This window comes from Burkholderia sp. JKS000303, from assembly GCF_002563755.1.
In the GTDB taxonomy this organism is placed as follows: Bacteria; Pseudomonadota; Gammaproteobacteria; order Burkholderiales; family Burkholderiaceae; genus Burkholderia; species Burkholderia anthina_B.
On sequence record NZ_PDBZ01000001.1, the window covers coordinates 2,497,961 to 2,513,134 of the forward strand.

Below are 15,174 nucleotides of genomic sequence, written 5' to 3' on the forward strand. Positions count from 1 at the left end.
GGCAGCCTGCGCGACGACGCGGCTACAATAACGCTCATGTCAGATCCCCGCTTCGTCCATCTTCGCGTTCACTCCGAATTCTCGATTGCCGACGGCATCGTGCGTCTCGACGACATCGTCAAGGCGGCGGCCGCAGACGGTCAGGGCGCGCTCGCCCTCACCGATCTCGGCAACGCATTCGGCCTCGTCCGTTTCTACCAGGAAGCCCGCGGCAAGGGCATCAAGCCGATCGCCGGCTGCGACGTCTGGATCACCAATCCGGACGATCGCGACAAACCGTCGCGCCTGCTGCTGCTGGTGAAGGACAAGGTCGGCTACCTGAACCTGTGCGAGCTGCTGTCGAAGGCGTGGCTCACGAACCAGTACCGCGGCCGCGCGGAGCTCGACGCGAGCTGGCTCGAAGGCGAGCTGTCGCAAGGGCTGCTCGCGCTGTCGGGCGCGCAGCAGGGCGACATCGGGCTCGCGCTCGCCGCGGGTAACGAAGAGGCGGCGCGCCGTCATGCCGAGCGCTGGGCGAAGGTGTTCCCGGGCGGCTTCTACATCGAGCTGCAGCGTTACGGCCAGCCGGGCGCCGAGGCATACATCCAGCAGGCCGCGACGCTCGCCGCGTCGCTGAAGCTGCCGGTCGTCGCGACGCATCCGACGCAGTTCATGACCGACGATGATTTCACCGCGCACGAAGCGCGCGTGTGCATCTCGGAAGGCGACATGCTCGCGAACCCGCGGCGCCAGAAACGTTTCACGACCGATCAGTATTTCCGCACGCAGGACGACATGGTCGCGCTGTTCGCCGACCTGCCGTCGGCGGTCACGAACACGGTCGAAGTCGCGAAGCGCTGCAACCTGAAGCTCGAACTCGGCAAGCCGAAGCTGCCGCTGTTCCCGACGCCGGACGGCATGTCGCTCGACGATTACCTGGTCCAGCTGTCGAAGGAGGGGCTCGAGAAGCGCCTCGAACAGCTGTATCCGGACGCCGCGGAGCGCGATGCGCAGCGCGACACGTACTACAAGCGGCTCGAATTCGAGTGCGGGACCATCACGAAGATGGGCTTCCCGGGCTACTTCCTGATCGTGGCCGACTTCATCAACTGGGCCAAGAACAACGGCGTGCCGGTCGGCCCGGGCCGGGGTTCGGGCGCCGGTTCGCTGGTCGCGTACGCGCTCGGCATTACCGATCTGGACCCGTTGCGCTACAACCTGCTGTTCGAGCGATTCCTGAATCCGGAACGCGTGTCGATGCCCGACTTCGACATCGACTTCTGCCAGCACGGCCGCGATCGCGTGATCCAGTACGTGAAGGAGAAATACGGCGCGGACGCCGTGTCGCAGATCGCCACCTTCGGCACGATGGCCGCGAAGGCGGCCGTGCGCGACATCGGCCGCGTGCTCGATCTCGGCTACATGTTCACCGATGGCATCGCGAAGCTGATCCCGTTCAAGCCGGGCAAGCACGTGACGATCGCCGACGCGATGAAGGAAGAGCCGCAGCTGCAGGAGCGCTACGACCACGAAGACGAAGTACACCAGCTGATCGACCTCGCGCAGCGCGTCGAGGGCCTGACGCGTAACGTCGGGATGCACGCGGGCGGCGTGCTGATCGCGCCCGGCAAGCTGACCGATTTCTGCCCGCTGTACACGCAGGGCGACGACGGCGGCGTCGTCAGCCAGTACGACAAGGACGACGTCGAAGCCGTCGGCCTCGTGAAGTTCGACTTTCTGGGGCTGACGACCCTGACGATCCTCGACTGGGCCGAGCGCTACATTCGCCGTCTCGATCCGTCGAAGGCCGACTGGTCGCTCGCGCAGGTGCCGCTCGACGATCCGGCGTCGTTCCAGATCCTGAAGAAGGCCAACACGGTCGCCGTGTTCCAGCTGGAAAGCCGCGGGATGCAGGGCATGCTGAAAGATGCGCAGCCCGACCGCTTCGAGGACATCATCGCGCTCGTGTCGTTGTACCGTCCGGGCCCGATGGACCTGATCCCGAGCTTCTGCGCACGGAAGCACGGGCGCGAGAAGGTCGACTATCCGGATCCGCGCGTCGAACCCGTCCTGAAAGAGACCTACGGCATCATGGTCTATCAGGAGCAGGTGATGCAGATGGCGCAGATCATCGGCGGCTACTCGCTCGGTGGCGCCGACTTGCTGCGTCGCGCGATGGGCAAGAAAAAGCCCGAGGAGATGGTCAAGCACCGCGAGATCTTCGCCGAGGGTGCCGCGACGAACGGTCTCACGCGCGAGAAGTCCGACGAAATCTTCGACTTGATGGAGAAGTTCGCGGGCTACGGCTTCAACAAGTCGCACGCGGCGGCCTATGCGCTGCTCGCGTATTACACCGCGTGGCTGAAGGCGCACCATCCGGCCGAATTCATGGCGGCCAACATGACGCTCGCGATGGACGACACCGACAAGGTGAAGATCCTCTACGACGACTGCGTCGTAAACAACCTCGCCGTGCTGCCGCCGGACATCAACCAGTCGCATTACCGGTTCGAGCCGGTCGCCGAAACCGACGGCAAGCGCTCGCGCACGATCCGCTACGGCCTCGGCGCGGTGAAGGGCAGCGGCCAGAACGCGATCGAGGAAATCCTGCGTGCGCGTGAGGAAAAGACGTTCACCGACCTGTTCGACTTCTGCGAACGGATCGACCGGCGTGTCGTCAATCGCCGCACGGTCGAGGCGCTGATCCGCGCCGGCGCATTCGATTCGCTGAACGCGAACCGCGCGCAATTGCTCGCGTCAGTGCCGCTCGCGATGGAAGCGGCCGAGCAGGCCGCGGCCAACGCGATGCAGGCCGGCCTGTTCGACATGGGCGCCGAGTCGCCGCACGCGCATGCGCTCGTCGACGAACCCGCGTGGGACGACAAGAAGCGCCTGCAGGAAGAGAAGGGCGCGCTGGGCTTCTACCTGTCCGGCCACTTGTTCGACGCGTATCGCGACGAAGTGCGCCGGTTCGTGCGGCAGAAGGTCGGCGACCTGAAGGAAGGGCGCGACAAGCTCGTCGCAGGCATCATCGCGTCGCTGCGCACGCAGATGACCCAGCGCGGCAAGATGCTGATCGCGTTGCTCGACGACGGTTCGGGCCAGTGCGAGATCACGATCTTCAACGAACAGTTCGAGGCGAACAAGGCGCTGTTCAAGGAAGACGAACTGCTGATCGTGCAGGGGCAGGCGCGCAACGATGCATTCACGGGCGGCATCCGCTTCACGACCGACACGGTGATGGATCTCGAGCGCGCACGCAGCCGCTATGCGCAGGCGGTGCGGCTGACGGTGAACGGCAATGCCGATGCGGCCGTGCTGCGCCGTGTACTGGAGCCGCACGTATCGAAGGACGATCCGGCGGCCGCGAACGTGGTCGAGGCGCCCGCGCCGCGCGGCGGCGGTCGCGACGGCGGCCGTCGCCCGCAGGCGCCGCTGCCGAACGGGCTCGCGGTCCAGGTCCACTACAGCAACGCACGCGCGCAGGGTGAAATGCGGCTCGGCGACGCATGGCGCGTGAAGCCGAGCGACACGCTGCTTGCGGAGCTGCGCGCGACGTTCGGCGGCAGCATCGTCGAAATCACGTACTAGGCGCATCCCGCCGGACGGTTGTCGCACTACGCGGCCCGTCGCATCGCCATCGTGCGGTGCGACGGGCCGTTTTCATTTGCACGGGTGCTTGGGGCCGTCATCCGGACGCTATACAATCCGTCGCGCGACGCGAATGCGGCGCCGCAAGCGACCAATCGCGACCAGGCCGGCACGGAGCAGCACATCATGATGCCGGTCGGTACGCGACGATAAAAAACGACAGCGACACCACACAATGGCCAACGGGAAACCGACGGGGCGGATCCTCGTGATCCGGATTGATTTTCTGGGCGACATGCTGTGCACGACCGCTTTTCTCGGCGAGCTGAAACAGCGCTGGCCCGGCGCGGAACTGCACGTGGTCGCGAACCGCTACAACGCGGCTGCACTGGCCGGCAATCCGGACGTGCACACGGTCCACACCTACGTGTACAGCCGGCAGTGCGAGCGCAACGACCGTCCCGGGCGGATGCGCGCCTTCTTCGACCGGCTGCGGCTCGTCCGCCGGCTGCGCCGCCTGCGGTTCGACCTCGTGGTCGTGCCGAACGGCGGCATGCATCGCAGCAGCATCCAGTTCGCGCGGCAGCTCGGCGTGAAGGATAGCCGCTGGCACGATGCCGATTCCGAATTCGACGATCGCAAGCCCGAGCACGTCGCAGCGCGGCCGATGTGTCACGAGGCGCTGTCGGGCTTTCGTCTCGTGCCCGAACTCGGCCGTACCGATCTCGACGGTCTCGTGCTGTCCGTCCACCCGGACCGCGCGCTGCAGGACACGTGGTACCGGCTGCTCGGGCCGCGCACCAAACCGCGCGTCGGGCTGTTCGTGTCGAACAAGGCGGCCGAGCGACGCTGGCCGGTCGCGCGGTGGTGCGAGCTCGCCCGGCGGCTTGCGCCGTTCGCCGACGTGATCGTGTTCCGCGATCCGGCCGGTGTGGCCGACGCCGACCGCGACGCATGGCGCGATGTGGCCGCCCGGCACGTCACGCCGTCGTCGGTCGCCGAGCTGACGGCGGCCGCGAGCCTGCTCGACGCGATCGTGTCGGCCGACAGCGCGCCCGTGCATCTCGCGTCGGCACTCGGCGTGCCGGTCGCCGCGCTGTTCGAGGACCGTCCCGAGAAATACCTGCGCTGGCATCCGCTCGGCGTGCCGCACATGATCCTGCGGGCCGGCGCGACGGTCGACGCGATCGGCGTCGACGCGCTCGAGCGCGCGGTGCGTCATCTGCTGGACCAGACCGGACACCACGACGAGCCGACGAGCGAGGCAATGCTCCTCCCGGTTGCGGCGAGTGCGGAACGCGAGATCGGCGCGCTCGTTTCGTAGCGCCGGATACGCGGGCAGTGCCGGCACGGCAAGCGTACGCGCAGCGGGCAGGGCGGTAGGCCCTGCCTGGCGGTGCCGTGCCGCCGGCTGGCGAAGCCCGGTAGCGACGTGCCGCGCTGCGCCGACGTCGCGCCGGCCGCCGCAAAATCCTGTACATTGCGAGCCTTGTCCAGCCAGCTAGACGGATCGATTGACGTGGCCCTGTTTTCTTCCGCCCGCCCGCCCAGAACCATCCTCGTCGCCGCGCCGCGCCGTATCGGCGACGTGCTGCTGACGACGCCGCTCGTGCGTTCGCTGAAGGCGCGCTGGCCCGACGCGCAGATCGACATGCTGGTGTTTCGCGGCACCGAGGGCGTGCTGGAGCACAACCCCGACGTGCGGCGCGTGATCGTCGTCGCGCAGCGCGCGAAGTTCGGCGAGCGGCTGCGCGATGCGATGTCGATGTGGCGCCGCTACGATCTCGCGTGCGCGGCGCTGAGCTCCGACCGTCCGCGCTTCTACAGCTGGTTTGCCGGCCGCAAGCGCGTCGGCCTCGTCGACCCGAATCGCGTCACGTGGCTCACGCGGATGATGCTCGACGGGATCGCGATCAATCACCACGAATCCGCCCATACGGTCGTCAGCACGCTGGCGCTCGCGCCCGTGATCGGCATCGAACCGGTGTCGGAGGTCGTCGCGCCGGGCATCGGCGACGATCCCGCGCGGCGCGCGCGCTTCGACGCGTGGCTTGCGGAGTCGCCGGCGATTCGCGACGGCAAGCCGCTCGTCGTGCTGCATCCGTATCCGATGTTCCGCTACAAGCAATGGCGGCTCGAAGGCTGGGTCGAGATGATCGAATGGCTGCGCGCGCAGGGGTTCGCGATCGCGTTGTCGGGTGGTCCGGCCGATCGCGAGCGCGAGTACGCGGAGCAGGTCGCCGCGATGGCGGGCGGCGACGTGCTGAACCTGGTCGGCCGCCTCACGTTCGGCGAAAGCGCGGAGCTCGTGCGGCGCGCGAAGCTGTTCATCGGGCCCGATACGGGCGCGACGCACGTCGCGGCCGCAACCGGCACCGACACGATCGCGCTGTTCGGTCCGTCCGATCCGGTGCGCTGGGGGCCGTGGCCGCAGCACTGGCCGGCGACCGAGAATCCGTGGTCGCTGCGCGGCTCGGGGCGGCATGGCAACGTGTGGCTGCTGCAGGGCGAGGGCGACTGCGTGCCGTGCCGGCACGAGGGCTGCGAGCGCCATGTCGAGAGCCGCAGCGACTGTCTCGTCAATCTCGGGACGCAGCGCGTGAAGGCCGCGGCTGCCGAGATGCTCGGGCTGACTCCGCCGGGCGTGGCCGACACGATCGTCGACACGTCGCGGCTGCACCGCGCGCGGCCGGACTGACGCGCGCGAGCCGCGGTTTCCTGATTTGAAGAGGGGGAGTGACGTCGCGACGTGACGCGTCGAAGGCGCGTACCCGCTTGTCTGATCGCGGCGCGGATGCGCCGCCGCTGACGCTGCTTCGGCGGCAGGCAGGTAACGGCGCGTACCGCTGCCCGCCTGTCCGCGCGTCGCGTTACGCGCTGCGCCGGATCGCCGACGTCTCGCGCGGCAGCGCTTCGACGCGCTCGCCGCAGCCGAGCAGGATGCCTGCAAGCAGCACCAGCAGGTGCCCTTCGGCGAAATCGAGCAGCAGCGAATTCGCGAGACTGCCGATCGCGAAGATCGCGAGCCAGCCGAGCAGCAAATGCCGCGAGCGCGGATCCAGCGCGCGGCTGCCGCGCGCGATCTGCACGATCAGGTTCACGAACAGCAGCACGCCGAGCGTGCCGAGCTGCACGGCCATCAGCATGTATTCGTTATGCGGATTCGACGTGAGCTGGCCTTCCGCCGCCGTCTTGCCTGCCGAGAGCTTCTGGAACTCGAACTCGAGGCCGCCCGCACCATAGCCGAGCACCGGGCGCACGCGATACAGCTCGAGCCCCTTCTTGTACCACTCGAGACGCAGCCCGGTCGACGTGGCCGCATCGGACTGCCGATACTGCTGCACTTCGGAGACGACCTTCACGAGCCGGCCGTTGTGCTCCATGCACGCGGCCGTGACGAGGGCGGCGCCGGCCAGCAGCAGCGCGCCGGCGGCGAGCCCCGCGCGCAGCGCGGACTGGCGGCGCAGCAGCAGCACGAAACGCACGGCGACGACGAGGATCAGCAGCAGCGCGATGACCTGCCCGGTGCGCCCTTGGAGCATCACGAACACGTTGATCAGCGACCACGCGGCGACGCCGGCATACGCGGCACGCGACAGCGTGGTGCGGGCCGACAGCGCGAGATCGGCCGCCTGGTAGAACAGCAGCGCGCCGAACATGCCGGCCGCGATGTGGTTCTTGAACACCCACGCGCGCGACAGCGGCAGCTCGGTCGCATGCGCGGGCCCGATCGCGGTCAGCCCGAGATAGTTGGTGGTCGACAGCAGCAGGATCACGCACAGCGTGCCGAACCAGCAGCGCCGCACGATCGGCGCCCAGTTCGACTGGCGGAATGCGAGGACGGCAAACGGCAGCAGCAGCAGCTTGTCGTACTTGGCGACCCAGTTCCATGCCTTCGGGTGCGGTGCAACCGTGTACGCGACGCTCGCGGCCAGCGCCGCGAGGATCAGCAGCGCCGCGAGCGACACCGGTTCGGTGACGAACGTGCGCAGGTCGCGCCAGAATTCCGGGGAAATCACGAGTGCGACCGCGAACAGCGCGCAGAACACGTTGGTCAGCGCGGTCGAGACGGGCACCATGCAGAGCGCGATGACGGCGAAGGTGCGGGCCGCGGTGAGGCGCCGCGTGGCGTGAGACGAAAACGAAAGCATCGGGACCTGTCGAATGGACGAATGCGGCATGCGGGCACCGTGCTGCGCGCCGCGCGCCCCGAGGGCACCCGGGGCGAAGCGCGCAGTATACGCGAAGCAGCGTGCGTTTCCGCGCCGTTTCCGGGGCCCGATCAGCTGAATGCGCGCTTGATCCGCGAGCGCAGCAACGCGCGCTTGAGCCGCCCTTCGACGGCCGGTGTGTCGAGCGCGATGCGCGAGCCGGCCGGCTCGCCGCGATGCAGGTAATAGCGGTCGAACGTGGCCTGCGTCATGCCCCATTTGTTGAGGAACTGGCGGCGGCCGTCGTTCTTGACGATCTTGCCCGTGCTCTTCTGCTGGAAGTGGTAGACGAGGCTGTCGCCGGCGCCGAGGAAGATCCGGCAGCCGGCATCCCAGAATTTCATCGAGAAATCGTTGTCGCTGCTCATCCCGGGCGACAGTTCGCTGCTGTAGCCGCCGATGCGGTTCCACCAGTCGCGATGCACGAGCGTCGGCGGCCAGGTCGAGCCGAGCCAGTCCGCGCGCGCGAGCTTCGGCGTGGCCGCGACGAGGCCCGCCGCGTCGAACTGTTCGGCATCGCGGCCGAAATTGCTGACGACGACGCACGGGTTGCGCGTGTCGACCGGCTCGACCATCGTGCCGGACAGCATGAAGAGATCGGTCGGCATCTGTTCGATGCGCCGCACGAGCGCCGCGTCCCAGCCGGGGCAGCAGTACATGTCGTCGTTCATGTAGACGACGTAGTCGCGCGTCGCGCGCGCGGCGGCCAGGTTCACCGCGTGGCAGATGCCGATGTTGGCCGGCGACGCGGTGTGCTCGATGCCTTCGTGGCGCACCCAGTCGAGCGTGCCGTCCGAGCCGTCGTTCACGTGCACGATGATCTGGTGATCGTACGCGGAGTGGCGGCGCAGGCTGTCGACGACGAGCTTGAGGTACGGCAGGTTGTTCCAGGTCGGGATGATGATGGAGAACATGGCGGTCGAATTCGGTGGTCGTCGTGTCGGCGGCGCGAGGCGCGCCGCCTCGGGCGGGCGCGGATGGTGCGCGGGCAAGCCCGGCATTGTAACGCCGGGCCGGCCGCTTGCCGGCGGCATCAGGGCAAGGGCAGCGCGGGGCGTGCTCAGCGGGCCGGTTCGTGGCCGAGCTTCAGGAACCGGTAATAGACGGTTTCCGCGTTGAATACGGCGATCATGAAGCCCGCGCGGCCGTCGAGAAACCCGCGCCGCAGCACGTAGGTCCGCACGAACGCCCACGCGCCGCGCGCGAGCGCCTTGCCGAAGCCGCCGCGCTGGCCGGCCGCGCGGCGCTGGCGCGCGCCGGCCGTCGAATACGCATCGAGCTTGCGCACGACCGTTTCGAAATCTTCGTACGAATAGTGCATCAGCTTGCCGGACAGCCGCTGCGCGGGCGTGTCGAACACGAGGCGTTCGTGCACCAGATCGTCGGAGAAGCGGGCCGCGCCGCGCCGGAACAGGCGCGGGATCCAGTCCGGATACCAGCCGCTGTGGTGGATCCACTGGCCGCAGAAGCTCGACAGCCGGTCGACCGCGTAGACCTGCGCGGCCGGCGCGCGGATCGCGTCGCCGATCGATTGCGCGAGTTCCGGGCTGACCACTTCGTCGGTGTCGAGCGACAGGATCCAGTCGGTGTCGAGCGCGTCGAGCGCGCGGTTCTTCTGCGGGCCGAAGCCCGGCCAGTCGCGCTCCACGATCACGCGGGCGCCGTGCGCGCGGGCGATCGCGACGGTATCGTCGGTGCTGCCGCCGTCGATCACGACGACGTCGTCGGCGAAGGCCAGCGCATCGAGGCACTGCGCGAGCCGCGCGGCCGCATTGAGGGCGATGAGGGCGACGCCGAGTGTGGGTTCTGCCATGAAAATCGTCGAAAAGGCGGAGAAAACGGTGAGCGGCAGTATACCCGCGCGCCGGCTGGCGGCCGCTTCGGCGGCGGCCGTGCCGGCGCAGGCGGTACGGCTATAATGTTGGGCCTTTTTCGGCACCCGCCGGACGGGGGCGAACCCCGGACAGTCATGCTCCGGGCGCCGCGTCGCGGCTCAAGAAGGATTGCCTTGGAAACCCAGAACACTCTTCGCAAACCGATGGACGGCACGACTACGTCGCCGGTCACGGTCCTCAAGCGCCTGTGGCCGTACATCCGGCCGCTCATCGGCATCGTGGTGCTCGCCGTGATGACGATGGGCGTTGTCGCAGCCACGGAAGCCGGGATTCCGGCGCTGCTCAAGCCGCTGCTCGACCACGGGTTCGGCGCGCACGGCAGCGACCGCGCGAAATGGTACGTGCCGATCGCGGTGATCGGCCTCGCGCTCGTGCGCGGCGTATCGCAGTACGCGTCGAACTACCTGCTCAATTACGTTTCGAACCGCATCCTGCTGCAACTGCGGCTCGAGATGTTCCAGCGGATGCTCCACACGGGCGCGTCGTTCTTCCAGCGCGAAACCGCGAGCACCGTGATCAACGCGATCGTGTTCGAGGTCAACCAGATCCTGTCGGTGCTGACCGGCGTGATGGTCACGCTCGTGCGCGACTCGCTGACGGTGGTGTTCCTGCTCGGCTACCTGTTCTACCTGAACTGGCGGCTCACGCTGATCGTCGCGGTGATCCTGCCGGGCATCGGCTGGCTCGTCAGCAAGATCAACCGCCGCCTGCGGCGCCTGAACCGCGAGCACCAGACACTGACCAACGAGCTGTCGTACATCGTCGAGGAGACGGTCGCCGGCTACAAGGTCGTCAAGGTGCACAACGGCGAAGCGTACGAGATGGACCGCTTCTCGACGATGAGCAAGCGCCTGCGCGGCTATGCGATGCGCATGACGATCTCGGGCGGGCTCGCGCAGCCGCTGACGCAGTTCCTCGCGTCGATCGCGCTCGCGGTCGTGATCACCATCGCGGTCGTGCAGTCGAGCAACGACCAGACGACGGTCGGCGGCTTCGTCGCGTTCGTCACGTCGATGCTGCTCGTGATTTCGCCGCTCAAGCACCTGATCGACGTGAACCAGCCGCTGCAGCGCGGGATGACCGCCGCCGAGCTGATCTTCGGGCTGATCGACGAGCCGGCCGAGCCGCAGGGCGGGGGGCGTGCGTTGTCGCATGCGCGCGGCGAGATCGAGTTCCGTGACGTGACGTTCGATTACGGCGCGGCCGAGCGGCCGACGCTCGACCGCATTTCGTTCAAGGTCGCGCCGGGCGAGATGATCGCGCTCGCGGGGCCATCCGGCAGCGGCAAGACGACGCTCGTGAACCTGCTGCCGCGCTTCTTCGATCCGACGGGCGGCGCGATCCTCGTCGACGGCGTGCCGGTGGCCGACTACGACCTCCACGCGCTGCGCGGCCAGATGGCGATGGTCAGCCAGGACGTCATACTGTTCAACGACACGATCGCCGCGAACGTCGCGTACGGGCAGACGCCCGACCGCGCGCGCGTGCAGGCCGCGCTCGAGGCCGCGAACCTGGCCGACGCGGTCGCCGCGATGCCCGACGGGCTCGACACGCTGGTCGGCGGCAACGGAATGCGCCTGTCGGGCGGCCAGCGGCAGCGGCTCGCGATCGCGCGTGCGATCTACAAGGACGCGCCGATCCTGATCCTCGACGAGGCGACCTCCGCGCTCGATTCGGAATCGGAGCGCCATGTGCAGGCGGCGCTCGAACGGCTGATGGAAGGCCGCACGACGCTCGTGATCGCGCACCGGCTGTCGACCATCGAGCGCGCGGACCGGATCCTCGTGCTCGAGGCCGGCAAGATCGTCGAGGAGGGCAGCCACGACGAACTGCTGCGCCACGGCGGGCTGTACGCGCACCTGCACCGGATCCAGTACCAGCAACAGGCCGCGTGACGCCGGTTCACGCGTCTGTGCTAGGCTTCATCGGGCAGGTGCAGTCGTTTCTGGTTCGACGTGACAACTCGGAGGGACGGACAATGAAGAAGATGCACGGAATGATGCTGGCCGCACTGATCGCTGCGGGTTTCGCAGCGCCGGTCGCGATGGCGCAGGATCACGGCAACTACGACAAGCACGACAATCACGGCGGCCCCGGCATGCAGCGTGGCCATGGCCCGCAGCACACGACGCCCGGTCAGGTGATGCATCGCGACGACGATGTTCCGCAGCGCTGGGCCGACCAGCCGCACCGCGACTGGCACAAGGGCGACCGGCTTCCCAACGAATTCCGCGATCGCCAGTACGTGGTCGACGACTGGCGCGGCTACCACCTGAGCGCGCCGCCGCGCGGCTATCAGTGGGTCGGCGTCGGCGGCGACTATCTGCTCGTGCAGATCGGCTCGGGCATCGTGTTGCGGGTCGGCCCGTAACGCGTCATTCGATCCTTCATCCGGCGGCCGGGCATGCGTCCCGGCCGTCGCGTCATTTGGCCGCTGCCCTGCGGAACCAGCGTCGCTCGATTCGCGACATCGCCCAGCACACGGCCAGCGCGCAGACGGTACCGAGCGCGACCTCGCCGAGCCGCATCAGCGGAATGTCCCATAGCGGGCCGTTGCCCGGAAACAGCAGCACGATCGTTGCGGTCACGCCGCCGAGTCGTGCCGCGCTGCCGACGTTCAGGCACCAGCAACTGACGATCACGATCGCGACGGTGATTGCGTAGGCAACGAGGCGATCGCCGCCGAGCGCCGCGCCGGCGAAGCCCAGCAAGCCGCCGATCATCGCGCCGATGAACTGGTCGCGCGACAGCGACATCGTGTCCGAATAGTTGTGCTGAGTGACGGCGATCGCGGTGATGGCCGCCCATACGGCCTGCTCGGTGTGCAGCGCGCGGCCGATCGCGTATGCGAGGCATGCGCCGCAGACGGCCTGCAGCGCCATCAGCGCGCCTTGCGCGAGCCGTTCGCTGAACGAGAGCCCCTTGAACAGATCGAAGATCGACTGCTGGATCTGCTGGCGCGCTTCGTTGAGGGTCCTGATCGTATCCATCGTTCGTCGGTCGAGAATCGGTTGTCGGGGCTGCGTCAGCGTGCCTGTTCGGGCGACGCGGCGGCCGGCTCGCCCGTGGTCGCATCGCCGTTCTCGACGCGCGTTTCCGGCATCACGAGCCAGACCAGCAGTACCGCGAGCGCGCCCGCGCCGGCGAGCCCGAAGAAGCTGGTCGCATTGCCGAAGTGATCGGCGACATAGCCGGCCACGGCCGTACTGAGCGTCGCGCCGATCCCGGCCGCGAGCCCGAACAGCCCGATGCACAGGTTGTAGCGTCCCTTGCCGCCCGCGACGTCGGCCGCGATCAGCGGCAGCATCACGCCGAACACCGCCGCACTGATGCCGTCGAGCATCTGCACCGGCACCAGCAGGTACGGGCTGCTCACGCCGGCGAACAGCAGGGCGCGGACCGGGAGCGCCGAGAAGCCGAGCAGCAGGATCGGCCGGCGCCCCCAGCGTTGCGCGGAGCGGCCGACCCACGGCGACAGCATCGCGACGATCGCCTGCGGCACGATGATGCAGGCGGCGATCACGAGTTGCACGTTCTCGCCCATCCCGGCCGTCACTTCGCCGGCCGCGAGGTTGAGCATCGCGGCGTTCGACAGGTGGAACAGCACCACGCACGCCGCGAAGATCAGCATCCGGCGATCGCGCAGCAGTTCGAGCAGCGTTTCGCGGTGCTCGCCTTCGTCGCGATGGTCGTGATCGTCGGGTTTCGACGACTGCGGGATCACTTCGTGCGTCGGCTGGATCATCGCGAGCGCGAACAGCGCGGGCAATGCGAGCACGGCGGTCAGCCAGAACACCGCGCGTGCGGAGAAATACTCGCCGGTGAGCCCCATCAGGCCCGCGGCGACCGCGCTGCCGATCGACGCCCAGCGCGCGTTGCGGCCGAGCCGGTCGCCGAGATCGGCGCGCCCGACCAGCGAGAACGAGATCGCGGCCATCGCCGGCACGAGCATGCAGCTCGCGAAGCCGTGGAACACTTCGGCCGCGATCACCGGCACGATCGTCGGACTCGACGCGAGCAGCACCGCGGACAGGATGATCGCCGCGATCGCCCACGCGGCCGCGCCTTTCTTGTTTTTCAGCGCATCGACGGCCGCGCCGCCGGGCACCTGGCTGACCATTGCGCTGATCGTGCCGATCGACAGCACCATGCCGATCTCGCCCTGCGTCCACTTGTGCGACGCGAGGTAGGACGCGATGAACGGACCGAACCCGGTTTGAACGTTTGCGACGAAGAAGTTGAGCCAGTCGAGGGACCGCAGACTGCGAGCGGTGACGGAATGCTTGATCGTCATCGGGTCGCACTCGCAGACGAAGCCGGTGCCGGGGCAACGGGCGGGAAGACCGCGACGATCGGCTTGTCGGCCGCGTAGGGCGGCGACGCCTTGATCTGTGCGTCGTTCAGGTCGAGCTGCGGATGCAGCGCCTTGTCGCGCGTGACGAAGCGCAGCGCGCCCCAGCTCGCGGCGATCGAGCGGCGGTCGGTATTGACGAGCCCGCCGAGGTCGAGCACGACGGCCTGCGGCTGCGCGGCGCGGTCGATCAGCACGTCGACGACGCGGCCGATCTTCGTGCCGTTCGGGCGCTCGACCTCGCTGTCGAGCATCGGCAAGCGCGTCGTGGGCGACGCCGCGGCCGAACCCGACAGCGGCACGGCCTTGGGCCGTGCGGCCGGCGGCAGCTCGCCCGACGGCACGTCGAGCACGATCGGCTCCTGTTTGCCACCGGGCGTGAAGCGGAACACATTCCAGGGGAAGCTGACCTTGCGGTCGCCGACACCCATGAAGCCCTGCAGGTTGACGATCATCTCGCGCGGCTTGCCGCTCGCGTCCGCCACCATGTCGACCGCGCGGCCGATCACCTTGCCGTTGCGGCGCGCGACTTCGCTGTCGAGCAGTGCATGGATCTGGGTGCGGTCGAGCGGGCGGGTCGCGACGATCGGGGCCGGCGGCGCAGACACCGGCGTCGGCGATTCGGGACGCTGCACCGGCTTCGGGCGCGGCACCTCGCGATGCGGCTTTTTCGGCGCTTCCGGTTCCTCCGGATGCACGAGCGGCGGCACGGGCGGCATCGTGAGCGGTTCGCCGGCGGCTTCCTCGATGGGCTCGACGAGCGCCTCGCTGATCGGCGCGGGCGGATTTTGCGTCGACAGCAGCCCGCAGCCGGACAGCAGCGCGGCGGCGGCGAGAATCAGCAGGACCGTCGAAGACGGGGACGACATGCGGGATGCGGGAAACGGAGGTCCGCCGCTCATTGACACTCACTCCATGGGTCGGGGGCGCGCACGACGGCACGCGGCTGGCGATGGATGGCGGGTGCGGGCGGCGCACCACGCGAGGTGAGAGTTTAACGTGTCTTCCTTTCAGGACCGATTTCCGCAGATTTTTGCGGCAGCGCGGGAGCGGGATGGCGGGGCGGAAGGGGGCGCGAACGGGTGGGGGTGTGACACGCAACCGGGCCGTCGCGACGGCAGCGGCGCCCGACCGTCGACGACGGTAC

The 15,174-nt window shown here is 68.4% G+C and carries 11 protein-coding genes; 5 read left to right on the forward strand and 6 right to left on the reverse strand.

Annotated features, from left to right (window positions below; genetic code table 11):
• The first annotated feature begins 36 nt into the window (after window positions 1-36).
• The 3 genes from dnaE to BX604_RS12095 all read left to right on the forward strand — a co-directional run bounded on the left by dnaE (window position 37) and on the right by BX604_RS12095 (window position 6,268).
• Window positions 37-3,570, forward strand: a complete 3,534-nt coding sequence (dnaE, locus tag BX604_RS12080) for a DNA polymerase III subunit alpha (protein WP_098552843.1) — start codon at window positions 37-39, stop codon at window positions 3,568-3,570.
• A 235-nt stretch (window positions 3,571-3,805) separates the two neighbouring features.
• Window positions 3,806-4,894 (forward strand): glycosyltransferase family 9 protein, encoded by a 1,089-nt coding sequence (locus BX604_RS12090; RefSeq protein WP_098551001.1) that lies wholly within the window; start codon window positions 3,806-3,808, stop codon window positions 4,892-4,894.
• A 195-nt stretch (window positions 4,895-5,089) separates the two neighbouring features.
• A complete protein-coding gene (locus tag BX604_RS12095; protein ID WP_098551002.1) occupies window positions 5,090-6,268 on the forward strand; it encodes a glycosyltransferase family 9 protein in 1,179 nt (392 codons plus the stop codon).
• 172 nt (window positions 6,269-6,440) lie between these two features.
• Here the strand turns inward: BX604_RS12095 and BX604_RS12100 are convergent, their stop codons facing one another.
• The 3 genes from BX604_RS12100 to BX604_RS12110 all read right to left on the reverse strand — a co-directional run bounded on the left by BX604_RS12100 (window position 6,441) and on the right by BX604_RS12110 (window position 9,594).
• Window positions 6,441-7,721 carry an O-antigen ligase family protein gene (locus BX604_RS12100; protein WP_098551003.1) on the reverse strand — a complete coding sequence of 427 codons (1,281 nt, stop codon included), beginning with the start codon at window positions 7,719-7,721 and terminating at the stop codon, window positions 6,441-6,443.
• Between the two features lie 131 nt (window positions 7,722-7,852).
• A complete protein-coding gene (locus BX604_RS12105) occupies window positions 7,853-8,695 on the reverse strand; it encodes a glycosyltransferase family 2 protein (RefSeq protein ID WP_098551004.1) in 843 nt (280 codons plus the stop codon).
• A 146-nt stretch (window positions 8,696-8,841) separates the two neighbouring features.
• Window positions 8,842-9,594 carry a glycosyltransferase family 2 protein gene (locus BX604_RS12110; RefSeq protein WP_098551005.1) on the reverse strand — a complete coding sequence of 251 codons (753 nt, stop codon included), beginning with the start codon at window positions 9,592-9,594 and terminating at the stop codon, window positions 8,842-8,844.
• Between the two features lie 225 nt (window positions 9,595-9,819).
• On the opposite strand from BX604_RS12110, the gene msbA reads away from it, so the two are divergent.
• Both msbA and BX604_RS12120 read left to right on the forward strand, forming a co-directional pair.
• Window positions 9,820-11,571, forward strand: a complete 1,752-nt coding sequence (gene msbA / locus BX604_RS12115; protein ID WP_257146296.1) for a lipid A export permease/ATP-binding protein MsbA — start codon at window positions 9,820-9,822, stop codon at window positions 11,569-11,571.
• Window positions 11,572-11,654: 83 nt separating this feature from the next.
• Complete coding sequence (locus BX604_RS12120; protein WP_098551007.1) at window positions 11,655-12,047, forward strand: RcnB family protein; 393 nt, start codon at window positions 11,655-11,657, stop codon at window positions 12,045-12,047.
• A 52-nt stretch (window positions 12,048-12,099) separates the two neighbouring features.
• Here the strand turns inward: BX604_RS12120 and BX604_RS12125 are convergent, their stop codons facing one another.
• From BX604_RS12125 to BX604_RS12135, 3 genes are read right to left on the reverse strand one after another with little or no spacing between them, the layout of a single operon-like run.
• Window positions 12,100-12,666 (reverse strand): FUSC family protein, encoded by a 567-nt coding sequence (locus tag BX604_RS12125; RefSeq protein ID WP_098551008.1) that lies wholly within the window; start codon window positions 12,664-12,666, stop codon window positions 12,100-12,102.
• 35 nt (window positions 12,667-12,701) lie between these two features.
• Window positions 12,702-13,970, reverse strand: a complete 1,269-nt coding sequence (locus BX604_RS12130; protein WP_098551009.1) for an MFS transporter — start codon at window positions 13,968-13,970, stop codon at window positions 12,702-12,704.
• Window positions 13,967-14,929 carry a PRC-barrel domain-containing protein gene (locus tag BX604_RS12135; protein ID WP_098551010.1) on the reverse strand — a complete coding sequence of 321 codons (963 nt, stop codon included), beginning with the start codon at window positions 14,927-14,929 and terminating at the stop codon, window positions 13,967-13,969. The genes BX604_RS12130 and BX604_RS12135 overlap by 4 nt, the downstream gene beginning before the upstream one ends.
• Window positions 14,930-15,174: the final 245 nt, after the last annotated feature.

Bases quoted from the DNA above. Each gene is read 5' to 3' on its own strand.
- BX604_RS12125 (WP_098551008.1), bottom strand. From the start codon at position 12,666: ATGGATACGATCAGGACCCTCAACGAAGCGCGCCAGCAGATCCAGCAG.
- BX604_RS12130 (WP_098551009.1), bottom strand. From the start codon at position 13,970: ATGACGATCAAGCATTCCGTCACCGCTCGCAGTCTGCGGTCCCTCGAC.
- dnaE (WP_098552843.1), top strand. From the start codon at position 37: ATGTCAGATCCCCGCTTCGTCCATCTTCGCGTTCACTCCGAATTCTCG.
- msbA (WP_257146296.1), top strand. From the start codon at position 9,820: ATGGACGGCACGACTACGTCGCCGGTCACGGTCCTCAAGCGCCTGTGG.
- BX604_RS12110 (WP_098551005.1), bottom strand. From the start codon at position 9,594: ATGGCAGAACCCACACTCGGCGTCGCCCTCATCGCCCTCAATGCGGCC.
- BX604_RS12105 (WP_098551004.1), bottom strand. From the start codon at position 8,695: ATGTTCTCCATCATCATCCCGACCTGGAACAACCTGCCGTACCTCAAG.
- BX604_RS12090 (WP_098551001.1), top strand. From the start codon at position 3,806: ATGGCCAACGGGAAACCGACGGGGCGGATCCTCGTGATCCGGATTGAT.
- BX604_RS12100 (WP_098551003.1), bottom strand. From the start codon at position 7,721: ATGCTTTCGTTTTCGTCTCACGCCACGCGGCGCCTCACCGCGGCCCGC.
- BX604_RS12120 (WP_098551007.1), top strand. From the start codon at position 11,655: ATGAAGAAGATGCACGGAATGATGCTGGCCGCACTGATCGCTGCGGGT.
- BX604_RS12135 (WP_098551010.1), bottom strand. From the start codon at position 14,929: ATGAGCGGCGGACCTCCGTTTCCCGCATCCCGCATGTCGTCCCCGTCT.